This window comes from Stenotrophomonas sp., from assembly GCF_050737575.1.
GTDB lineage: Bacteria > Pseudomonadota > Gammaproteobacteria > Xanthomonadales > Xanthomonadaceae > Stenotrophomonas.
The window spans coordinates 245,933-267,593 of record NZ_JBOHXW010000004.1; the positions used below are offsets into that span (position 1 = coordinate 245,933).

Annotated in this window: 25 protein-coding genes; 22 read left to right on the forward strand and 3 right to left on the reverse strand. The window is 63.6% G+C overall.

The window, feature by feature from the left end:
• The first annotated feature begins 210 nt into the window (after positions 1-210).
• Genes eno through truD form a run of 5 tightly spaced genes read left to right on the forward strand, consistent with a single transcriptional unit; the run spans position 211 to position 4,177 of the window.
• Positions 211-1,503 (forward strand): phosphopyruvate hydratase, encoded by a 1,293-nt coding sequence (gene eno, locus ACREP4_RS09650; RefSeq protein ID WP_431595966.1) that lies wholly within the window; start codon positions 211-213, stop codon positions 1,501-1,503.
• Positions 1,504-1,508: 5 nt separating this feature from the next.
• Positions 1,509-1,868, forward strand: a complete 360-nt coding sequence (ftsB, locus tag ACREP4_RS09655) for a cell division protein FtsB (RefSeq protein ID WP_431595967.1) — start codon at positions 1,509-1,511, stop codon at positions 1,866-1,868.
• The gene (gene ispD / locus ACREP4_RS09660; RefSeq protein ID WP_431595968.1) at positions 1,868-2,563 is read left to right on the forward strand and encodes a 2-C-methyl-D-erythritol 4-phosphate cytidylyltransferase; all 696 of its coding nucleotides are present in this window, start codon (positions 1,868-1,870) and stop codon (positions 2,561-2,563) included. Before ftsB ends, ispD begins: the two co-directional genes overlap by 1 nt.
• A gap of 46 nt (positions 2,564-2,609) precedes the next feature.
• Positions 2,610-3,110 carry a 2-C-methyl-D-erythritol 2,4-cyclodiphosphate synthase gene (gene ispF / locus ACREP4_RS09665; RefSeq protein ID WP_431595969.1) on the forward strand — a complete coding sequence of 167 codons (501 nt, stop codon included), beginning with the start codon at positions 2,610-2,612 and terminating at the stop codon, positions 3,108-3,110.
• A complete protein-coding gene (gene truD, locus ACREP4_RS09670) occupies positions 3,107-4,177 on the forward strand; it encodes a tRNA pseudouridine(13) synthase TruD (RefSeq protein WP_431595970.1) in 1,071 nt (356 codons plus the stop codon). Before ispF ends, truD begins: the two co-directional genes overlap by 4 nt.
• Positions 4,178-4,186: 9 nt before the next feature.
• On the opposite strand, the gene ACREP4_RS09675 is transcribed toward truD, so the two are convergent.
• Positions 4,187-4,726, reverse strand: a complete 540-nt coding sequence (locus ACREP4_RS09675; protein WP_431595971.1) for a Smr/MutS family protein — start codon at positions 4,724-4,726, stop codon at positions 4,187-4,189.
• 181 nt (positions 4,727-4,907) lie between these two features.
• Here ACREP4_RS09675 and surE point away from each other — a divergent pair, with 181 nt between their 5' ends.
• From surE to ACREP4_RS09700, 5 genes are all read left to right on the forward strand, one after another.
• A complete protein-coding gene (surE, locus tag ACREP4_RS09680; RefSeq protein ID WP_431595972.1) occupies positions 4,908-5,687 on the forward strand; it encodes a 5'/3'-nucleotidase SurE in 780 nt (259 codons plus the stop codon).
• Complete coding sequence (locus tag ACREP4_RS09685; RefSeq protein ID WP_431595973.1) at positions 5,684-6,361, forward strand: protein-L-isoaspartate(D-aspartate) O-methyltransferase; 678 nt, start codon at positions 5,684-5,686, stop codon at positions 6,359-6,361. Before surE ends, ACREP4_RS09685 begins: the two co-directional genes overlap by 4 nt.
• A gap of 19 nt (positions 6,362-6,380) precedes the next feature.
• Complete coding sequence (locus ACREP4_RS09690; protein ID WP_431595974.1) at positions 6,381-6,995, forward strand: YqaA family protein; 615 nt, start codon at positions 6,381-6,383, stop codon at positions 6,993-6,995.
• Positions 6,992-7,765, forward strand: coding sequence for a peptidoglycan DD-metalloendopeptidase family protein (locus ACREP4_RS09695; protein ID WP_431595975.1), 774 nt, complete (start codon positions 6,992-6,994; stop codon positions 7,763-7,765). The genes ACREP4_RS09690 and ACREP4_RS09695 overlap by 4 nt, the downstream gene beginning before the upstream one ends.
• A 142-nt stretch (positions 7,766-7,907) precedes the next feature.
• Complete coding sequence (locus ACREP4_RS09700; protein ID WP_431595976.1) at positions 7,908-8,141, forward strand: hypothetical protein; 234 nt, start codon at positions 7,908-7,910, stop codon at positions 8,139-8,141.
• Between the two features lie 75 nt (positions 8,142-8,216).
• Here ACREP4_RS09700 and ACREP4_RS09705 read toward each other — a convergent pair whose 3' ends face one another.
• Together ACREP4_RS09705 and yhbY are read right to left on the reverse strand one after the other, a co-directional pair.
• Positions 8,217-8,597 carry an Mth938-like domain-containing protein gene (locus tag ACREP4_RS09705; RefSeq protein WP_431595977.1) on the reverse strand — a complete coding sequence of 127 codons (381 nt, stop codon included), beginning with the start codon at positions 8,595-8,597 and terminating at the stop codon, positions 8,217-8,219.
• A gap of 16 nt (positions 8,598-8,613) precedes the next feature.
• Positions 8,614-8,919, reverse strand: a complete 306-nt coding sequence (yhbY, locus tag ACREP4_RS09710; RefSeq protein ID WP_431595978.1) for a ribosome assembly RNA-binding protein YhbY — start codon at positions 8,917-8,919, stop codon at positions 8,614-8,616.
• Positions 8,920-8,983: 64 nt separating this feature from the next.
• Between yhbY and rlmE the strand changes: the two genes are divergently transcribed.
• From rlmE to alaS, 12 genes are all read left to right on the forward strand, one after another.
• The gene (gene rlmE / locus ACREP4_RS09715) at positions 8,984-9,616 is read left to right on the forward strand and encodes a 23S rRNA (uridine(2552)-2'-O)-methyltransferase RlmE (RefSeq protein WP_269791196.1); all 633 of its coding nucleotides are present in this window, start codon (positions 8,984-8,986) and stop codon (positions 9,614-9,616) included.
• Positions 9,617-9,669: 53 nt separating this feature from the next.
• The gene (ftsH, locus tag ACREP4_RS09720) at positions 9,670-11,598 is read left to right on the forward strand and encodes an ATP-dependent zinc metalloprotease FtsH (protein WP_431595979.1); all 1,929 of its coding nucleotides are present in this window, start codon (positions 9,670-9,672) and stop codon (positions 11,596-11,598) included.
• A 111-nt stretch (positions 11,599-11,709) separates the two neighbouring features.
• Positions 11,710-11,895, forward strand: coding sequence for a hypothetical protein (locus ACREP4_RS09725; protein ID WP_431595980.1), 186 nt, complete (start codon positions 11,710-11,712; stop codon positions 11,893-11,895).
• A complete protein-coding gene (gene folP, locus ACREP4_RS09730) occupies positions 11,895-12,791 on the forward strand; it encodes a dihydropteroate synthase (RefSeq protein ID WP_431595981.1) in 897 nt (298 codons plus the stop codon). The genes ACREP4_RS09725 and folP overlap by 1 nt, the downstream gene beginning before the upstream one ends.
• A complete protein-coding gene (gene miaA / locus ACREP4_RS09735; RefSeq protein ID WP_431595982.1) occupies positions 12,791-13,744 on the forward strand; it encodes a tRNA (adenosine(37)-N6)-dimethylallyltransferase MiaA in 954 nt (317 codons plus the stop codon). Before folP ends, miaA begins: the two co-directional genes overlap by 1 nt.
• Before the next feature lie 92 nt (positions 13,745-13,836).
• The gene (hfq, locus tag ACREP4_RS09740; RefSeq protein ID WP_431595983.1) at positions 13,837-14,124 is read left to right on the forward strand and encodes an RNA chaperone Hfq; all 288 of its coding nucleotides are present in this window, start codon (positions 13,837-13,839) and stop codon (positions 14,122-14,124) included.
• Between the two features lie 14 nt (positions 14,125-14,138).
• Positions 14,139-15,449, forward strand: a complete 1,311-nt coding sequence (gene hflX / locus ACREP4_RS09745; protein WP_431595984.1) for a ribosome rescue GTPase HflX — start codon at positions 14,139-14,141, stop codon at positions 15,447-15,449.
• 309 nt (positions 15,450-15,758) lie between these two features.
• The gene (locus ACREP4_RS09750; RefSeq protein ID WP_431595985.1) at positions 15,759-16,250 is read left to right on the forward strand and encodes a CinA family protein; all 492 of its coding nucleotides are present in this window, start codon (positions 15,759-15,761) and stop codon (positions 16,248-16,250) included.
• A gap of 46 nt (positions 16,251-16,296) precedes the next feature.
• Positions 16,297-16,941 carry a transcriptional repressor LexA gene (gene lexA, locus ACREP4_RS09755; protein WP_431595986.1) on the forward strand — a complete coding sequence of 215 codons (645 nt, stop codon included), beginning with the start codon at positions 16,297-16,299 and terminating at the stop codon, positions 16,939-16,941.
• A gap of 187 nt (positions 16,942-17,128) precedes the next feature.
• Positions 17,129-18,166, forward strand: a complete 1,038-nt coding sequence (gene recA / locus ACREP4_RS09760) for a recombinase RecA (protein ID WP_431595987.1) — start codon at positions 17,129-17,131, stop codon at positions 18,164-18,166.
• Between the two features lie 114 nt (positions 18,167-18,280).
• Entirely contained in the window at positions 18,281-18,772 is a 492-nt protein-coding gene (gene recX / locus ACREP4_RS09765; protein ID WP_431595988.1) for a recombination regulator RecX, read from the forward strand.
• 98 nt (positions 18,773-18,870) lie between these two features.
• Positions 18,871-21,522: an alanine--tRNA ligase gene (alaS, locus tag ACREP4_RS09770; RefSeq protein ID WP_431595989.1), complete on the forward strand. Its 2,652-nt coding sequence runs from the start codon at positions 18,871-18,873 to the stop codon at positions 21,520-21,522.
• Positions 21,523-21,661: the final 139 nt, after the last annotated feature.

The window sequence follows — 21,661 nt, forward strand, 5'->3', positions numbered from 1 at the left end:
TCCCCCGAGCGGGGAAGGGTGCCGGTAAATCCGATCCAAACAAGGCCCGCCATGTGCGGGCCTTGTTCATTTCAGGGCCGAGCGCGGACTCTGGCCGCTTTCAGGCGAAAGCAACGCGCCGCGTCGGCCTGCGCTTCGTTTAAACTTCCCGACGGTTTTTGTGTTTCCCGTCGATTGCAGACTCACCCAAACGAGCCTATTCCCCAGACCATGACCAACATCGCCAAGATCCACGCCCGCGAAATCCTCGACAGCCGTGGCAACCCCACGCTGGAAGCCGAAGTCACCCTGGCCGACGGCTCCTTCGGCCGCGCCGCAGTGCCCTCGGGTGCCTCCACCGGCACCAAGGAAGCGGTGGAACTGCGCGATGGCGACAAGACCCGCTACCTGGGCAAGGGCGTTCGCAATGCAGTGGCCAGCATCAACGGCACCATTGCCACTGCGCTGGCCGGCTTTGACGCGCTGGATCAGGCTGGGCTGGACCGCCGACTGATTGATCTGGACGGCACCGAGAACAAGGGCCGCCTGGGCGCCAATGCGCTGTTGGGTGTTTCGATGGCCGCCGCGCATGCCGCTGCCGCTTCCAAGAAGCAGGCGCTGTGGCAGTACCTGGCCAGCAAGACCGGCGCCACGCCGTCGCTGCCGGTGCCGATGATGAACATCATCAACGGCGGCGCCCACGCCGATAACAACGTGGACTTCCAGGAGTTCATGGTGCTGCCGGTCGGCTTCACCTCGTTCAGCGAATCGCTGCGCGCCGGTACCGAAATCTTCCACGCGCTGAAGTCGGTGTTGAAGGGCCACGGCCTGAGCACGGCCGTAGGTGACGAGGGCGGCTTCGCGCCGGACTTCCGCAGCAACGTGGAAGCCTTGGACACCATTCTGGAAGCCATCGGCAAGGCCGGTTACACCGCCGGCGAAGACATCCTGCTGGGCCTGGACGTCGCTTCCAGCGAGTTTTACGAAAACGGCAAGTACAACCTGGTCGGCGAGAACAAGCGCCTGACCTCGGAACAGTTTGTCGAGTTCCTGGCCGACTGGTCCACCCAGTACCCGATCATCACCATCGAAGACGGGCTGGCCGAAAACGACTGGGCCGGCTGGAAGCTGCTCACCGACCGCATCGGCAAGAAGGTGCAGCTGGTGGGCGACGACCTGTTCGTCACCAACCCGAAGATCTTCGCCGAGGGCATCGAGTCGGGCACGGCCAACGCCATCCTGATCAAGGTCAACCAGATCGGCACCCTGACCGAGACCCTGGAAGCCATCGCGATGGCCGACAAGGCCGGCTACGCAGCGGTTGTCTCGCACCGTTCGGGCGAAACCGAAGACACCACCATCGCCGATATCGCCGTGGCCACCACTGCCACCCAGATCAAGACCGGCTCGCTGTGCCGCAGCGATCGTGTGGCCAAGTACAACCAGTTGCTGCGCATCGAGGAAGCCCTCGGCAGCGGCGCGCGTTACGCCGGCCGTGACGCCTTCGTGTCGCTGAAGCGCTGAAGCTGATGCGCAACTGGCGCTGGCTGCTGCTGGTGCTCGCGGTACTGCTGGCTTGGCTGCAGTACCGCTTTTGGTTTGGCCCGGGCAATTCGGGAGAAGTGATGATGCTCGAAGCCCAGGTCGCCAACCAGAAGCGGGACAACGACGGCCTGCAGCAGCGTAACGACGCGCTGGCTGCTGAAGTCAAAGACCTGAAAGAGGGCGAGGCCGCCATTGAAGAGCGCGCGCGTAGCGAGCTGGGCATGATCAAGCCCGGCGAAAAGTTCTACCGCGTGGTCGAAGATGCACCGGTGTCCGCACCGCGTGCGCCGGCGGCTGCACCTGCCGAGCACAGCGATCAAGCCCAATTGGAGACCGTGCCGTGATGACCCAGGTGTGGGCGGTGGTTCCCGCCGCCGGCCGAGGTGCCCGTTTTGGCAGCCCGGTGCCCAAGCAATATCTGCTCGCCGATGGTGAGCCGCTGCTGGCGCATGCACTGCAGTCCTTGCTGTCGCATCCCGGCGTGGCCGGGGTGATGGTCGCCATTGCCGAGAACGACACCGATTGGCCGGGTTGGAGTTCATTCGCCGACAAGCCGGTGCTGACCTGTGTGGGTGGCGACACCCGCGCTGCGTCGGTGCTGGCCGGTTTGCAGGCGTTGCCGGACAGCGTGCGCGCCGATGACTTCGTGCTGGTGCATGACGCGGCACGTCCCAATCTGGCTGCGGCCGATCTGGGGCGGTTGCTTGAAGTGGGGCGTGCCGATCCGGTGGGTGCCATTCTGGCTGCGCCGGTGCGCGACACGCTCAAGCGTGCGGGCGACGATGGCGGCATTGACCGCACCGAGCCGCGCGACCGCCTGTGGCGCGCATTGACTCCGCAATTGTTCCGCCGTCACCAGTTGACCCGCGCCTTGCTCGACGCCAACGGCGCCGGCGTGGACGTGACCGACGAGTCGATGGCGATGGAACGCCTGGGTGTACGACCGCTGCTGGTGGAAGGTGCCGAGAGCAACTTCAAGGTCACCACGCCGGCCGATCTGGCCCGCTTCGAATTCGAGCTGTCGCGACGCGGCAGCTGACCCCTGTCGGCGCTTGTCGCCGACGCAGCCAAGAAACTGTATTGCCATGAATTCTCCTGCTTCTTTTCCGCCCATCCGCATTGGCCAGGGCTACGACGTGCATGCCTTCGGCGAAGGCGACCACATCATGCTCGGTGGGGTGCGTGTGCCGCACCGTTGCGGCGTGCTGGCGCACAGCGATGGTGACGTGGTGCTGCATGCGTTGTGCGACGCCATGCTCGGCGCGCTGGCGCTGGGAGATATCGGCGTGCATTTCCCGCCGTCGGATGACCGCTGGAAAGGTGCGGATAGCAGTCGCTTTGTCAGTCATTGCAATGAACTGCTGCGTGAGCGCGGTTGGCAGGTCGGCAATGCCGACATCACCGTGATCTGCGAGCGGCCGAAGGTCGGTCCGCATGCCTTGGCCATGCGCGAAACGGTGGCGCAGCTGCTGGGCATCGCGTTGGATCGGGTGAGCATCAAGGCCACCACCAGCGAAAAACTGGGCTTCACCGGTCGCGAAGAAGGCATTGCCGCGCAGGCCGTCGTGCTGCTGGTGGCCGCATGAACGCACTGCCGTTGGCGTTCGGCGCGCCGCTGCTGACCGCTGCTATCCGCAGCGTGCCCGAGGATTTCCAGGTGGATGAGTTGCCCGCCTTCGAGGCAACCGGCGAAGGCGAACACCTGCTGCTGGACATCCGCAAGCGTGGCGCCAACACCGTGGCCATCGCCAAGCGGTTGGCGCAGTGGGCCGGTGTGCCGGAAATGGGCGTGAGCTACGCCGGGCAGAAAGACCGTCACGCTGTCACCACGCAGCGCTTCAGCGTGCACCTGCCCAAGCGCGTTGCGCCGGATCTGGCGACGCTGGAGTCGGACGAAATGCAGGTAATCGCATCGACCTGGCACAACCGCAAACTGCAGCGCGGCGCCTTGGCCGGCAATCGCTTCAAGCTGGTGTTGCGCGACGTGCAGGGTGATCACGACGCCATCGCCGAGCGCCTGCAAACCATCGCCACGCGTGGCTTGCCCAACTGGTTTGGTGAGCAGCGCTTTGGTCGCGATGGTGGCAATGTGCCGGCCGCGTTGCAGATGTTTGCCGGCCGTCGCGTGCGCAAGGATCAGCGCTCGATGCTGTTGTCGGCGGCCCGTTCGGCATTGTTCAACCGGGTGCTGGCTGCGCGCGTGGAGCAGGGCAATTGGGATACGCCGCTGGATGGCGAAGTGTGGATGCTGGACGGCAGCCGTTCGGTGTTCGGCCCGGAGCCGATGAGCGAGGTGCTGGCCGAGCGTCTGGCGCGCTTCGACATTCATCCCAGTGCGCCGCTGTGGGGCGTGGGCGAACTGCGTTCAACCGGCGACGCGCGCGCGTTGGAAGATCAGGCCCTGTCCGACGAACAAGCCATCGCCCTGCGCACCGGCTTGGAACAGGCCGAACTCAAGCAGGAACGCCGCTCGCTGCGCCTGCGCCCGGCGCTGATGCAGCACGCCTGGCTGGACGCGCAGACGCTGGAAATCTCATTCGCGCTACCGCCGGGCTGCTACGCCACCGCGGTGCTGCATGAATTGGGCGACGTGGTGGACGCCAGCCGCAGTGAGTTCGATACCAACCGCAGCGAGCCGGCAGCGTCGGAGTAAATCGTCGCATCAGCGATTGGCCAGCAGCACCAGCAGCGCGCCGGTGCCGCCTTGGCTCAGCGGTGCGGAGTGGAACGCCAGCACATCGTTGCGCTGGCGCAACATCCGGTCCACCAGGTTCTTCAATACCGGCGCGCCGCCATCGGACTGCAGGCCCTTGCCGTGAATGATGCGCACGCAACCATGCTCATGCGCGCGGGCTTCCAGCAGGAACTCGCGCAGCATCAGTTCGGCGCGGGCGGCGGTGGCGCCGTGCAAGTCCAATTCATCCTGTACGGAATACTGGCCGCGCTTGAGCCGCTGGAACATTCGCGCGGGCAGGTTCTCGCGCCGGTAGCTGGCGACGTCTCCGGCTTCCAAGGGCGTGCTGGAGTGCAGCAGCCGGGCGAACTCGCCCAAAGCCTCGGATTCATCACGTTCGGCCATGCGTGCGCGCGGCTTGGGGCGGGGCTTGCCCGTGGCCGCAGCCTCCACTTGGCGCATCGGCGTCACTTCGCCAATGGCTGAGCGGAACAGGGCGGCGTCATCTTCATCTTCGGGGTACGACATGCGCACAGCGTAACGTGCACCCGGTCGCAGGCAAGTCCCGTTTGAGGGGGAAGTGGCTCGACGCATTCCGGTATCATGCCCCTTCATGTCGGCTCGACCGGTGGTCACCCAACCGGAAGGGCTGATGCTTGCGGCGGCGGTACAGGGGCGCCGCGTGTTGATCCAGTGATTCAGGCCTTAAATGCGCGTACTTGTATCAAACGACGATGGTGTGGACGCTCCGGGCATCAAGGTGCTCGCCGAGGAGCTCCGCAATGCCGGACATGAAGTCACCGTGGTGGCACCGGATCGCGACCGCTCTGGCGCGTCCAACTCGCTCACGCTCGATCAGCCGGTGCGTTTGCGCCGCATCGACCACTACACCTTCGCGGTGTCCGGCACACCGACCGACTGCGTGCACCTGGCGCTGACCGGCATGCTGGATTACGAGCCGGACATCGTGGTGTCGGGCATCAACAACGCCGCCAATCTTGGCGATGACGTGATCTATTCGGGCACGGTGTCCGCTGCGATGGAAGGCCGTTTCCTCGGCTTGCCCTCGGTGGCGGTGTCGCTGGTGACGCACAAGCACGAGGCCAAGCATTTCCGCACTGCGGCCAAGGCGGCGGTGGAAATCGTGGCGCGGCTGATTGCCGATCCATTGCCCGCCGACACCATTCTCAACGTCAACGTGCCGGATCTGGCGTGGGAAGACGTCCGCGGTTTTGAAGTCACCCGGCTCGGTAACCGGCATCGCGCCGAAGCCTGCATTCCGGCGGCCGACCCGCGCGGCAACACCGTTTATTGGATCGGCCCGGCCGGCAGTGAGCAGGACGCCGGCCCGGGCACCGATTTCCACGCCGTACGCACCGGCCATATCTCCATCACTCCGATCCAGGTGGACCTGACCCGCTACGAGGCGCTTGAGAAAGTCGCCGGTTGGGTAGGCGGTCTGACCGACTCGCTGGGGAAGACCGAATGACGCCGCGCCTGCGCCTGCAACCCGAAGCGGTAGGCATTGGCATGACCTCGCAGCGCGTGCGTGACCGCTTGGTCGACCGCCTGCGCGAAGCCGGCATTGCCAACGAAGCCACGCTCAATGCGGTGCGCGTCGTGCCCCGGCACCTTTTCATCGACGAAGCGCTCGCCTCGCGCGCTTACGAAGACACCGCGCTGCCGATTGGCCACGGCCAGACCATCTCGCAGCCGTGGGTCGTGGCGCGCATGACCGAAGCCGTGTTGTCGGTCGAGCCGAAGACCGTGCTGGAAGTGGGTACAGGCTCCGGCTATCAAGCCGCGATCCTCGCCGCGCTCGGCCTGGAAGTGTTCACCGTTGAACGCATCGGCGACCTGCTGCGGCAGGCGCGCAAGCGTTTTCGGCACCTGGGCATGAACATCCGCAGCAAGCATGACGATGGCCGTATCGGCTGGCCCGAACATGGCCCGTATGACGCGATCGTGGTGACCGCCGCTGCACCTGCGTTGGTGGATGCATTGATCGAGCAGCTCGCCATCGGCGGGCGTTTGGTGGCGCCGGTTGGCGGGCCGGGCGGACAGGTGCTGTTGCAGCTGACGCGGCAAGCCGATGGCAGCATTGCCAAGGAAGAACTGGCGCCGGTGAGCTTCGTGCCCCTGCTGTCGGGCATGTTGGACTGAGACAGGGACACCAATCGCGATGAAGATTTTCGGGCCGTTGTACGACAGCGCCATGCGCTGGGCCAGCCACGAACGTGCACCTACATATTTGACGGTGCTGAGCTTCATCGAAGCCATCATCTTCCCGGTCATGCCGGAAGTGATGTTGATGCCGATGTGCGTTGCGCAACCGCGCAAGGGCTGGCGCTTTGCCACCCTGAGCCTGGCTGGCTCGATGGTCGGTGCACTGGTCGGCTACGCGCTTGGCCACTACGCCTTCGAGATGCTGAAGCCGGTGTTCGCGGCGATGGGCATGTTGCCCGCCATCGAGGCAGGCATCGCCACCTTGCAGCAGAAGATGGCCGAATCGCCATGGGCAGTGGTCACGTTCCTGGTCTTGGGCGGTTTCATGCCGATCCCGATGAAGGTTTTCACCTGGGCCTCGGGTATCGTCGGCGTACCGCTGCCGCAGTACATGCTGAGCATGCTGGTCGGGCGCGGTAAGCGAGTGTATGTATTGGCGGCGGTGATCCGCTTCGGTGGCGCACGCGCGGCCGAAGCGCTACGCCGCTGGATTGAACCGCTGGGCTGGATTGCCACGGTAATCGTGGTCGGCTTGGTTGGTTGGTTGGTCTGGAGGGCGAAATTCGCATGAATGCAAAATTGTTGGGCAAAAGAATCCGCACCGCGGTGGCACTGTTGGCGATCGCTGCGTTGGCGGGTTGCGGCACGGCCACGGTGGTGAAACCGTCTGGTAGTGGCGCATCGTCGACCACGCCGCGCACGTCCGTGGCCAAGCCGGGGCAGAGCGTGGTGGTGCGTCGGGGGGACACGCTGTACGGGCTGGCCCGCATCCACAACATCACCCCGCGTGATCTCGGTACCTGGAACGGGCTGGCCGAGCCGTACACGATTTATCCGGGGCAAACGTTGAAGCTTTATCCGGGTGGCAGCACGACAGCGGCAACGCGTCCTGCAACGGGCGGCGGTGCGACGGCGGCGACACGTCCGGCGACGCCCCCAGCAGCTGCGACTCCGGCACCGGTCGCCAGTGGTATCGGCTGGCGCTGGCCGGCCGAGGGCGCGTTGGTCGGTCGCTTTGTCGCCGGTGAAGCCACCAAGCAGGGCGTGGATATCGCTGGCAGCAGCGGTCAGGCCGTGCGTGCGGCAGGTCCGGGCGTGGTGGTCTACTCGGGCGCCGGCTTGGTGGGTTACGGCGAGCTGATCATCATCAAGCACAACGACCAGTGGCTGTCGGCCTACGGCCATAACCGCAAGCGTCTGGTCAACGAAGGTCAGAGCGTCAAGGCCGGCGACCAGATTGCCGAAATGGGCCGCACCGGCACTTCGCGCGACATGCTGCACTTCGAGATCCGCTACAACGGCAAGCCGGTCGATCCGCTGATCTATCTGCCGAAGAAGTAAGTTGCTGCGCCCCGAGTGGGCGCGGTTTGAGTCCCGCGAGGCCTGCCGGCTTTGTGGGGCTGGAGAAGCGGAGGGCGCGACGTCACGCGTGCGCTGCCGATCACCGCCGCTGATTTAGTTGGGGAGCGACAGGGGGTTCTTCATGCAGAAGTCGGCTTATTGGTTTCCGGCCAAGGAACAGGGATGGGGCTGGGGATTGCCGATCACCTGGCAGGGCTGGCTGGTCTATGCGATGGCCGCTGTGTTGCTTGTTGCTGGCTTCTTCATCTTCCCGCTGGCCACCAGCTACGTGGGCTTCCTGATCTACAACTGGAGCGTTGTGTTGCTGGTGCTGGTGGTTTGCTGGCTCAAGGGAGAACCGTTGCGCCTGCGCTAGTACGTTGTTGATGCGGACAAACAAAAAGCCCGGCTTCAGACCGGGCTTTTGCTGTCTGGCAGTACGGGCTGCGGATCAGTCCGCGCTTTCGACGATGAAAGCCGCCACGACGTGTCGATCTTCGCCGGCCAACACATTGAAGGTGCGGGCGGCCGAGGCGTTGTTCATCACTTCAATGCCGATGCCCCGAGTCAGGCAGGCGGCCATGACCGCTGCTGACGGAAACACCTGCTTCTCACCGGTGCCAAGAATCACCACCGCCGGGTTCTGTTCCAGCGCCGGAGCCAAGTGCTCGATAGTGAGATCGGCCACTGCATGCACTGGCCAATCTTCCAGCAACGTGTTCGGCGCCAGCACGAAGCTGCGGGTCAGGATGCGGTCATTGACCTTGGCCTGATGGCCGTCGGCCGAGCGCAGAGAATAGCTGTAATCAGGAAGTTCGCGGCTCAGCAGCATGGCGGTTCCTCGGCGCTTAGCCGCGGGGCAGCACGATCTGGCGCTGTTCCTTGGCCGGGCGGTAAAACACAGCGACGTGGCCGATACGCTGAACCAGTGCGCTGCCGCTGGCCTTGGCCAGTTCGGCGATGATGGCGTCACGGGCTTCGCGGTCTTCCGCGCCGACCTTTACCTTGATCAGTTCGTGGCGTTCCAGCACTTCGTCCATTTCAGCCAGGAAGGCAGGTGTGACCCCCTTGCCGCCGATCTGCAGCAGTGCTTTCAGATCGTGCGCGATACCGCGCAGGAATCGATTCTGGGAGGAGGTCAAGACGATGGACATGCAGGAATACGGGTTATCAAGGGGGTTCAGGGTATCATGACCACCCCTGTGAGCCCTATTCCCAATGCCTTCCCGTAGCAAGAGCAGCCAGCGCTGGTTGAAAGAACACTTCTCCGATCCTTTTGTGAAAAAGGCCCAGAAGGAGGGCATGCGCTCGCGCGCGGCCTACAAGCTGGAGGAGCTGCTGGAGCGTGACCGGTTGCTGAAGCCGCACATGGTGGTGGTCGACCTGGGCGCCGCGCCCGGTGGCTGGTCGCAGCAGGTACGCCGGCAGATGGGCGACACCGGCCGCGTGCTGGCGTTGGACATCCTGGAAATGCCGCCGCTGGCTGGTGTGGAGTTCCTTCACGGAGACTTCAGGGAGCAGGACGTTCTATCGCAGTTTGAAGCGATGGTCGGCGATCAACCGGTGGACCTTGTGCTGTCGGATATGGCCCCCAATAAGAGTGGTATGGATGCGGTCGACCAGCCGCGGATGATGCACCTGGCGGAGTTGGCGTTGGATTTTGCCGACAACCATCTCAAGCCAGGCGGCGCGTTCCTGATCAAGTTGTTCCAGGGCGTGGGCTTTGATGATTACGTGCGTGAGATGCGCCGTCGTTATGAAAAGGTCGCCATTCGCAAGCCGGACGCTTCACGCAAGCGTTCATCTGAGGTTTATGCCTTGGGTCAAGGCAAGCGCGCGCAGATCAAGTAATCTCAACCATACGAATTGCGTAAAAAAATAGAGGAACGCCGGAGCCGATGAGGATGAACGACTTGACCAAGAACCTCCTGCTATGGGTGGTTGTCGCCGTCGTGCTGATGGTGGTGTTCCAGAGCTTCGCCCCGCGTGGCGCGGCTGTGACTGCCGGTGATGCACGCAACTACACCCAGTTCCTGCAGGAAGTGGACTCGGGCCGGATCAAATCGGTCGAGTACACCGACAAGACCACGCTGACCACCAACCACCTGCGCTTCAAGCGTTCGGACGGTTCGGATGGCGCGTTGTTTGCTCCGGCTGACCCCAAGTTGCTGGATCAGCTGTATTCCAAGAATGTTGAAGTCGCGCGTCAGGAGCCGGCAACGGGCCCGGGTTTCTGGGGCCTTGTGCTGCAGTTCCTGCCGGTACTGCTGCTGATCGGCTTCTGGATTTTCATGATGCGCCAGATGCAGGGCGGTGGCGGCGGTGCCAAGGGCGCGATGTCCTTCGGCAAGTCACGCGCCAAGCTGCAGGGCGAAGATCAGATCAAGGTTACCTTCGCTGACGTCGCCGGTTGCGACGAGGCCAAGGAAGAAGTGGGCGAGCTGGTTGAGTTCCTGCGGGATCCGACCAAGTTCACCAAGCTCGGCGGCAAGATTCCGCGCGGCGTGTTGATGGTGGGCCCGCCGGGTACTGGTAAGACGTTGCTGGCTCGCGCCATTGCAGGCGAGGCCAAGGTGCCGTTCTTCGCGATCTCCGGTTCGGACTTCGTCGAAATGTTTGTCGGCGTCGGTGCAAGCCGTGTGCGTGACATGTTCGAGCAGGCCAAGAAGCACGCGCCGTGCATCATCTTCATCGACGAAATCGATGCCGTGGGCCGTCATCGCGGCTCGGGCATGGGCGGTGGTCATGACGAGCGCGAGCAGACGCTGAACCAGATGCTGGTTGAGATGGACGGTTTTGAAGGCGGCGAAGGCGTGATCGTGATCGCGGCCACCAATCGCCCCGACGTGCTCGACAAGGCGTTGCTGCGTCCGGGTCGTTTTGACCGCCAGGTCATGGTCGGCCTGCCGGACATCAAGGGCCGCGAGCAGATCTTGCGCGTGCACCTGCGCAAGGTGCCGGCCGCCGATGACGTGCGTCCGGAAGTGCTGGCGCGCGGTACACCGGGTTTCTCCGGTGCCGACCTGGCCAACCTGATCAATGAAGGTGCCTTGTTCGCGGCGCGTCGCAACAAGCAGGAAGTCGACATGAAGGACTTCGAGGACGCCAAGGACAAGATTTACATGGGTCCGGAGCGTCGCTCGATGGTCATGCGCGAGGACGAGCGTCGCAACACCGCGTACCACGAGTCTGGTCATGCGGTGGTGGCGATGTCGCTGCCCAAGGCTGACCCGGTGCATAAGGTGACGATCATGCCGCGCGGCTGGGCGCTGGGCGTGACCTGGCAGCTGCCGGAGCATGACCACATCAGCAAGTACAAGGACCGCATGTTGGAAGAGTTGGCGATCCTGTTCGGTGGCCGCATCGCCGAAGAGATTTTCGTCGGCCAGATGTCTACCGGCGCGTCCAACGACTTCGAGCGCGCGACCAAGCTGGCACGCGGCATGGTGACCAAGTACGGCATGTCCGATGTGATGGGCACGATGGTGTATGCCGACGAGGAAGCCAGCTATGGCATGCATAGCAAGACCATTTCCGAGGCCACGCAGCAGAAAGTGGACGCGGAGATCCGTCGCATCCTGGACGAGCAGTACGACGTCGCCTACAAAATCCTGGAAGAGAAGCGTGCCGTGGTGGAAGCCATGACGGCCGCCTTGCTGGAGTGGGAAACCATCGACGCTGACCAGGTCAAGGCAATCATGGAAGGCCGCGAGCCGTCGCCGCCAGCAGGTTGGGTGGCGAAGGTCGTCAACAACGACCGAGCCGATGACGGCAAGGGTGGCGATGACCAGCGCCCGGTGACGCCGATCACCGATCCGGCTGGCCAGCACTGATCCTGCTGCGACAGGTGTAAAAGAACGGGCCGGTTTACCGGCCCGTTTTCGTATGCGCTTACCGCAGCGGTGGGCGAGAATAGTCCCGTCTTTCGTTTTCCAGGTATCGCCATGAACGACCCCAAGCCGCCGCAGCCACCGCCGCTCTACATGCCGGAAATGATCATCGCCACGGTCGTTGGCGTGGCCTTTGGAATAAAGACAAACAACTTCCTGGCCGGCATCTTCGTCGGTGTGGTGCTGGGCGTGGTGTTGAGCCTGATTGGTCACCGTGTTCGTTCAAGGAATAGACGCTGATGTTCGATATCGCGCCGACGTTGGATTGCGCCGGTCGCCTGTTGCGCCTGGATCGGCCGCAGGTGATGGGCATCGTCAACGTCACTCCGGATTCGTTCTCTGACGGCGGCCAGCATTTCAGTATCGAAGCGGCCATCGCGCATGCGTTGCTGCTGGTGGAGCAGGGTGCTGACTTGCTGGACGTGGGTGGCGAATCCACGCGGCCCGGCGCGACGCCGGTGTCGGTGCAGGAGGAAATTGATCGCGTGGTGCCGGTGATCGAGGCGCTCGTCGCACAGACGGCCGTGCCGGTGAGCGTGGATACGTTCAAGCCCGAAGTGATGCGCGCGGCGTTGGCGGCTGGTGCCGGCATGGTCAACGACGTGCAGGCGCTGCGGCAGCCGGGTGCGCTGGAAGTCGTCGCCGGTTCGGACGCAGCGGTGGTGCTGATGCACGCGGTGGGCGGCCCCTACGATGCTGGCGTTGCGCAGACGTACGGCGATGTTGCCGATGAAGTGCAGCGTTTTCTGATTGACCGGGTGTTCGCTGCCGAGATGGCGGGCATTGGTCGCAAGCGCTTGGTGATCGATCCCGGTTACGGCTTCAACAAGGATGTCGCGCAGAATTTCGCGCTGCTTGCCGGGCAGGAGCGACTGTTGACGCTCGGTGTGCCGGTCTTGGCTGGGCTGTCGCGCAAGCGCTGCATCGGCGATGTTACTGGCCGTGCGGACGCCGCTGATCGTGTCGCCGGTTCGGTGGCGGCGCATCTGTTGGCCGTACAACGCGGCGCGATGATCGTGCGCGTGCACGATGTCGCTGCGACGGTTGATGCACTCAAGGTTTGGGCCGCGTTGGATGCCGTGCCGGTTCCGCGCAACGACAAGCCGGCGATGCCGCGTTGGCCGGACGAGGAGTGATGTCTGCCGATCAACGGCCGCTGGCCATCGCGTTGATGGGCCCGACGGCGTCGGGCAAAACCGCCGCCGCCATCGCTCTGGCAAAGGCCTATGACGGTGAGATTGTCAGCGTCGATTCGGCGCTGGTGTATCGCGGCCTGAACATCGGCGCGGCCAAACCCGATGCTGAAGAACAAGCGGGCATCCGGCATCACCTGCTGGACCTGCGTGATCCGTGGCAGACCTATTCGGCTGCTGAATTTGCCAACGCCGCGGCGGCGGCCGTGCGCGATATCGTGGCGCGCGGCAAGTTGCCAATTCTTGCGGGCGGCACCGGGCTGTATTTTCGCGCTTTGCTGCAGGGGCTATCGCCGATGCCGGAGGCGGATCCCGTATTGCGTGCGCAGATCACCGCCGAGGCTGAAGTGCTGGGTTGGCCAGCGTTACACGCGCAGTTGGCAGAGGTGGATTCCGTCGCTGCCAAGCGTATCCACACCACCGACCCGCAGCGCATCCAGCGGGCGCTGGAGGTCCACCGCCTCACTGGCAAGCCGATCAGCTATTGGCAGGCGCAGCCCGGCATTGCTCGTTTGCCGGCACGGGTGCTCAAGCTGGTGCTGGCGCCGGCGGACCGTGCGGTGCTGCATCAGCGCATCGAAAAGCGCTTCGACCTGATGCTGGTCAATGGCTTTCTGGACGAGGTGCGACAGCTGCGGGCGATGCCGCAGATGGCCGCGGTGGAGAACCCGTTGGACCTGCCAGCGGTGCGGGCGGTGGGCTACCGCCAGGCGTGGCAATTCCTGGACGGGCAGGGCGACGCGGCTGAATTCCGTGACAAGGGAATATTCGCGACCCGCCAGCTGGCCAAACGTCAGCTGACCTGGCTGAGGGGCGAGCTGGATGCGCGCTGGTTGGATCCAGCCACCGACATGCCGCGCCTGCAGAACGCCGTTTCGCTGTTTTTGGGAAGGTGAGAGGCCGCCCGGCGGTGTAACATCGCCGTTCCGGATCGGCGCATGGGGAGTCGCTGAATCCGGCCCATAAGAACAATAACGAGGAGTAGGCGATGTCCAAGGGACAGTCTTTGCAGGATCCGTTTCTGAATGCGCTGCGTCGCGAGCGCGTGCCGGTGTCGGTGTACCTGGTCAATGGCATCAAATTGCAGGGCACGATTGAGTCGTTTGACCAGTTCGTGGTGCTCCTGCGCAATACCGTCAGCCAGATGGTTTACAAGCACGCCATTTCCACCGTGGTGCCTGCGCGTAACGTCAAGGTTGGCCCGGGCGGCGGCTACGTGCAGTCGTCCGATTCCGATAGCAATCAGGCAGGCGATGAAGACAACGACAACGAATAAGCAGGTAGCGGCGCATGTTTGACCGCTCAAAAAAGGGCGAACACGCGCTGTTGATCCAGCCGCATTCGGGGCGGCTGGAAGAGGATGTGCTGGAAGAGTTCACCGATCTGGCCCGCTCTGCCGGCGCCAGCATCGCAGCGACGCTTACCGCGCGCATGGAACGCCCGAATCCATCCACGCTGATCGGCAGCGGCAAGCTGGAAGAAGTGAAGGCGGCCGCTGACGCCACCGGTGCCGATCTGGTGCTGGTCAATCACCAACTCTCGCCGGTGCAGGAGCGCAACCTGGAGCGCTACCTGGAGCGCCGCGTAATCGATCGCACCGGTCTGATCCTCGACATCTTCGCCCAACGTGCGCATAGCCACGAAGGCAAGTTGCAGGTTGAGCTGGCGCAGCTGCGGCATATGTCCACGCGATTGGTGCGAGGCTGGACTCACCTTGAGCGGCAACGTGGTGGTTCCATCGGCCTGCGCGGCCCGGGTGAAACCCAGCTCGAAACCGATCGCCGCTTGCTGCAGAAGCGAGTGGAACAGCTGCAGAAGCGGCTCGAAAAAGTGGAAGTGCAGCGCAACCAGATGCGCCGCGCACGCGTACGCAGTGAAATGCCGCGTGTCGCCTTGGTGGGCTATACCAACGCTGGCAAATCCACCTTGTTCAACGCCTTGACGGGTGCGGAGGCTTACGCCGCCGACCAGTTGTTTGCCACGCTGGATCCGACCGTGCGGCGCATCGCGCTTCCCGGTGGCAGTGCGATGTTGGCCGACACGGTGGGCTTCGTTCGCGACCTTCCGCACGACTTGGTGGCGGCATTCCGTTCAACGCTTTCCGAAGCGCGCGAGGCGGATTTCCTGCTGCATCTGGTGGATGCGGCCGATCCGCTGCGTGAAGAGCGCATCGCCCAGGTTGATGAAGTGTTGGAAGCAGTCGGCGCGGGCGGTTTGCCGCAACTGCTGGTGTTCAACAAGATCGACCGCATCGAAGGCGCCGAGGTTCGGCATGACGCGCAGGATGGCGTCCCGGATGAGTCGCGGCGTGAGCGCGTTTGGATTTCCGCGCGCGATGGCCGTGGCCTGGAGTTGCTGCAATCGGTGCTTGGCAAACGGCTGGGGCTGCAGCACGTCACCGGCACGGTGCGTTTGCCGCCGAGCGCCGGTCGCCTGCGTTCGCGCCTGCATGAACTGGAAGTCATTCGCAGCGAGCAGGCTGATGAAGAAGGTTGGTTGATCGAAGTGGACCTTCCCATCGCCGAGGCCGAAAAATTGGCCGCCAGCGCGGATGGTGCGGTCATTCGTGCCTTGCTGCCGGTGCCCGAGCCGGAATGGTGAGGCGTCGCCTTCGTTGAAGAAACACCACAAGGGGCCGCAATGCGGCCCTTTGTGCGATTGCAGCTCGGCGTAAGGTGCGAAGCCGGTAATAGATGGTTGGCGCGCCAAACTCCGTCGCCCCGCGTCGCATAGTGAAAGCGCGGCGCTACAGAGGCGTCGTCTTGAGAACCCGTTTGCCAGTGAGGCCCTGCGCTATCGGCAGCCCGTTCACGGTTTGGTCGTCGCCTGCAGGTCGGCTGCGTCACGCAGCGGGCTACGCATGCGTAGGCGAAGTGCGATACAACGCTGGCGATTCCCATGGAAACCGTCATGACTTCCCCCACTGACACTGAACTAGACCAATTGGCTTCCCGCCTCGGCGAACGACTGCGTGCGGCGCGCGACAGCGTGGTCACGGCCGAGAGCTGCACCGGCGGTTGGATCGCCAAGGCAATGACCGGTGTCGCCGGTTCGTCCGATTGGTTCGACAGCGGCATGGTCGCTTACAGCTACGAGGCCAAGCAGGCGCTGCTCGGTGTTCGTCCACAGACGCTGGAAAGCCAGGGCGCGGTCAGTCGCGAAACCGTGATTGAAATGGTGTCTGGCGCGCTGGTGCATTCCGGCGCGAGCGTTTCGGTGGCGGTCACCGGCATCGCCGGGCCCGGTGGCGGCAGCGAAGACAAGCCGGTCGGCACCGTCTGGATCGGCTGGAAACGTCGCGGTGGCTACACCCGCGCGGAGCTGTTCCATTTCGACGGCGACCGCGATGCGGTGCGTAGGCAGACTGTCGCAGCCGCCTTGCAGGGTCTGGAAACGGTGTAGCTCGAATGAGTTGACGAAGGGTTTGTTAGTAGTAATACTACTAACCATGAATCTGACCGACACTCAGCAGGCCATCCTCGATCTGATCGCCGAGCGCATCGATGCCGAGGGAGTGCCGCCATCGCAGACCGAGATCGCACGCGCCTTCGGATTCAAAGGCGTGCGTTCGGCCCAATATCACCTGGACGCATTGGAGGCGGCCGGCGCCATTGAGCGCGTGCCCGGACGAGCGCGCGGCATTCGGCTGGTGCGTCCGCCGGTGGACGTGGACGTTACTGCGGCGGAGGTGGCTGCGGTCAACGATCAGGTGCTGCGCCTGCCGATCCTTGGGCGGGTCGCTGCCGGCCTGCCAATCGGGGCCGACATTGGCTCGGACGATTACGTGGTGCTGGACAAGGTGTTCTTCTCGCCCGCACCGGATTACCTGCTGAAAGTGCAGGGTGATTCGATGATCGACGAGGGCATCTTCAACGGCGACCTGATTGGCGTGCACCGCACCCGTGACGCGCATTCGGGGCAGATTGTGGTGGCGCGCATTGACGACGAAATCACCGTCAAGTTGCTCAAGATCGCAAAGGACCGCATCCGGCTGCTGCCACGTAATCCGGACTACGCCCCTATCGAAGTGCTGCCCGATCAGGATTTCTCCATCGAAGGGCTGTACTGCGGCCTGCTTCGACCAAACCGGTGAAATCCGCGCAATCCGTAGCTGCAACACCTTGTTTTTCCTATGTCGGGCAGGTGGGTGTGCTGCTGCCGGTATCCTTGCAGCCCCAATTATTTTGTCGTCTCGCCGCCAGTCTCAGTCTTTGCGATACGACACCCCTACAGTGGACCCCATGACGAAATCAACGAAATCAACCCCGAGGACCAACCCGATGGACGAGAACAAGAAGCGCGCGCTTGCTGCCGCACTGGGTCAGATCGAAAAGCAGTTCGGCAAGGGCTCGGTGATGCGCATGGGCGACCGTGTTGTTGAGCCCGTCGAGGTCATTCCGACCGGGTCGTTGATGCTGGATATCGCGCTGGGCATCGGTGGCCTGCCGAAGGGCCGCGTGGTTGAAATTTACGGCCCGGAATCGTCGGGCAAGACCACGCTGACGCTGCAGGCGATTGCTGAATGCCAGAAGCTCGGCGGCACCGCTGCCTTTATCGACGCCGAGCACGCGCTGGATCCGATCTACGCCGCCAAGCTGGGCGTGAATGTGGACGATCTGCTGCTGTCGCAGCCGGATACCGGTGAACAGGCGCTGGAAATTGCCGACATGCTGGTGCGTTCGGGTTCGGTGGATATCGTGGTGGTCGACTCGGTCGCCGCGCTGACTCCCAGGGCCGAAATCGAAGGCGAAATGGGCGACCAGTTGCCAGGTCTGCAGGCCCGCCTGATGAGCCAGGCGCTGCGCAAGCTGACCGGCAACATCAAGCGCTCCAATACGCTTGTGGTGTTCATCAACCAGCTGCGTATGAAGATCGGCGTGATGATGCCGGGCCAGAGCCCGGAAGTGACCACTGGCGGCAACGCGCTGAAGTTCTACGCTTCGGTGCGCCTGGATATCCGCCGTATCGGTGCGATCAAGAAGGGCGACGAGATCATCGGCAACCAGACCAAGATCAAAGTGGTCAAGAACAAGCTGGCGCCGCCCTTCAAGCAGGTCATCACTGAGATCCTCTACGGCGAAGGCATTTCCCGCGAGGGCGAGCTGATCGACATGGGCGTTGAGGCCAAGCTCGTTGAGAAGGCAGGCGCTTGGTACAGCTACGGCGAAGAGCGCATCGGCCAGGGCAAGGACAATTCCCGCGGCTACCTGCGTGATAACCCGCAAGTGGCGGCTCGGCTTGAGGCTGAGCTGCGCGAGCGCTTCCAGCCGGCCGAGGCGCCGCGCGAGGCTGGCGACGAAGAGTCGGGCGAAGAGTGAGTTTTCCGTGGGGGCGGGCGGCGCATCGTCAGTGACGCTGTCCCGCCCCCGCGGCATTGAATCCAGGAGGGCAGGTGCCAGGGATGGCGCAATCCTGATTGGGCGATAGATGCAATGAATGAGTTTGACGAAACATCGCCCGGCAAGGGCAAGCGCCGCCGTGAGCAGACGCCATTGCAGCGTGCGCTGGGTTTGCTGGTCCGGCGTGAGCATTCGCGCAAAGAGTTGGGACGCAAGTTGAAAGCGCGCGGTGTTGAGGCTGAGGCCGTGGATGCCGCAGTGGCGCGACTGGCAGACGAGGGCTGGCAGAACGACACCCGGTTTGCAGAAATGCTGGTGCGCAATCGCGCAAATGGTGGCTACGGACCGCTGCACATACGCGCCGAGTTGGGCACCCACGGCTTGGACAATGGGCAGATCGAAGCGGCGATGGCTAGCTTTGAGGGCGATTGGGTTGAGAATGCGCGCGATCTGGTGCGTCGTCGCTTTGGTGAAAGTGGCCCCCAGGAGCTGGCGCAGCAGCGCAAGGCAGCGGACCTGTTGGCGCGGCGTGGGTTTGACGGCAGCTGTATCCGCCGCGCGACCCGATACGATCCTGAGGACTGAGTGGGCTGGGCCTGATACCCTTTCAGGGTTTCGGTTGTCCCGAATTCCCGCGCCCTCCGGGCGGTCGGGACCCGTTTGCCAGCTTATAGCCAGTCCCCATGAATACACCTGCCAAATTCACTACCTCCCAGATCCGCAGCGATTTCCTCGAGTTCTTCAAGAGCAAGGGCCACACCATCGTGCCGTCGGCGCCGTTGGTGCCGGGCAACGACCCGACCTTGTTGTTCACCAATTCCGGCATGGTGCAGTTCAAGGACGTGTTCCTGGGCGCGGAAAAGCGCAGCTATGTGCGCGCAGTCGACGTCCAGCGCTGCCTGCGCGCCGGTGGCAAGCACAACGATCTTGACCAGGTTGGTTACACCGCCCGCCACCACACCTTCTTCGAAATGCTGGGCAACTGGTCGTTCGGCGATTACTTCAAGAAAGACGCCATTGCCTGGGCCTGGGAACTGCTGACCCAAGTGTGGAAGCTGCCGGCCGAGCGCCTGCTGGTCACCGTGTACCACAACGATGACGAAGCCTTCGCGCTGTGGCGCGACATGGTCGGCATTCCGGAAAGCCGCATCGTGCGCATCGGCGACAACAAGGGTGCGCCGTACGCCTCGGACAACTTCTGGCAGATGGCCGATACCGGCCCGTGCGGCCCGTGCACCGAGATCTTCTTCGACCACGGCGATCACATTGCCGGTGGTCCCCCGGGTTCGCCGGATGAAGATGGCGACCGCTTCATCGAAATCTGGAACCTGGTGTTCATGCAGTTCGACCGCCAGCCGGATGGCACGCTGGTGCCGCTGCCGGCGCCGTGCGTGGATACCGGCATGGGCTTGGAGCGCTTGGCCGCGATCCTGCAGCACGTGCATACCAATTACGAAATCGACCTGTTCCAGGCGCTTATCCGCAAGGCCTCCGAGCTGACCGGCACCGCTGACCTGGAGAACAAGTCGCTGCGCGTGATCGCCGATCACATCCGCGCCTGCTCGTTCCTGATCGTCGATGGCGTGCTGCCGTCGAACGAAGGCCGCGGTTATGTGCTGCGCCGGATCATCCGTCGCGCCCTGCGCCACGGCTGGATGCTGGGCGTGCGCCAGCCGTTCTTCAACAAGCTGGTGCCGATTCTGGTCGAGCAGATGGGCGAGGCCTATCCGGAGCTGCCGGCGCAGGCTGACACCGTGGTGCGCGCATTGCAGGCCGAAGAAGAGCGTTTTGCTGAGACGCTGGATGCCGGCATGAAGATTTTCGACGACGTCGCGAGCAAGGTCAGCGATGGCGTGATTCCGGGCGCAGATGCGTTCCGTCTGTATGACACCTACGGCTTCCCGGTCGATCTGACTGCCGACATCGCGCGCGAACGCGGCATGACGGTGGACATGGCCGCCTTTGAAGCATCGATGGAGCAGCAGCGCGAAATGGCGCGTGCGGCCGGCAAGTTCGGCGGCGGCGTGCAGTTGCCGGCGGATCTGGTGGCAACGCTGTCGCCGACCGTGTTCCAGGGCTACGACAAGCTGCAGGGCGATGGCCTGAAAGTGGTCGCGCTGATCAAGGACGGTCGTCCGGTCGATGCAGTGCAGGCCGGCGACGAGGTCATTGTGTTCACGGCGCAGACGCCGTTCTACGCCGAGTCCGGTGGCCAGGTGGGCGATACCGGCGTGCTGTCGGGCGCAGGTGTGAATGTTGAAGTGACCGATACCCAGAAGTTCGCGGGTCAGTTCCACGGTCATGTTGGTCGCGTGGGCCAAGGCAACCTCAAGATTGGCGACGTGCTGTCCGGCAGCGTCGATGCGGCACGCCGCAGCGCCACCATTCTCAATCACTCGGCCACGCACCTGCTGCATGCCGCGCTGCGCGAAGTGCTGGGCACGCATGTGCAGCAGAAGGGCTCGCTGGTGGCGCCGGATCGCCTGCGCTTCGACTTCGCCCACTTCCAGCCGATCAGTGTCGAAGAGTTGGCGCTGGTCGAACGCAAGGTCAACGAACAGGTGCGTGCCAACAACGCGGCCGAAGTGCACAACATGGGCATGCAGGAGGCGCTGGACTTCGGCGCCATGGCGCTGTTCGGTGAGAAGTACGGCGAAAACGTTCGCGTGCTGAAGATGGGTGAGTACTCCACGGAATTGTGTGGTGGCACCCACGTTTCACGCACCGGTGATATCGGTTTGTTCAAGATCACCTCCGAAGGTGGCGTTTCCTCCGGTGTCCGTCGTATCGAGGCGGTGACGGGGCAGGGCGCGCTGGACTACGTTGCCGATGAAGAGCATCGCCTGCATGAGGCTGCGCAGTTGCTGGGCGGCAGCGCGGGCGATGTGGTGGACAAGATCCGCCAGCTGGGCGACCGACAGAAGAAGCTGGAGCGCGAGCTGGAGGCCCTCAAGGCCAAGGTGGCGTCCGGTGCAACGGCTGACTTGGCAGGTTCGGCAGTGGATGTGGCTGGCGTGAAGGTGCTCGCAGTGCGTCTGGAGGGCTTCGACGCCAAGGCGCTGCGTGAGGCGGTGGACCGCCTGCGTCAGCAGCTGGGCGACGCGGTGATCCTGCTGGCGGGCGTGCAGGACGGCAAGGCGGCGCTGGTGGCGGGCGTGAATGGCTCGGCAATGGGTAAGGTCAAGGCCGGGGAACTGCTCGCACATGTCGCCGGTCAAATTGGCGGTAAGGGCGGTGGTCGTCCAGATATGGCGCAGGGCGGCGGCGAGGATGGTCCGAAGCTGGTGGCCGCGCTTGAAGGCGTGGTCACGTGGGTTCAGCCACATCTCGCCTGAATATGAAAATTCTGGTGCCTTGAAGGTGCTTGCGCCCTACCGGTAACATTGGGAGTCTTTTCCCTTTGTCGTGGGGCGCAGTCCTAAGGGCGCGCGTCAATGCCGGTGGGGAATCCAACCGGTTCCATGGAGATTTGCA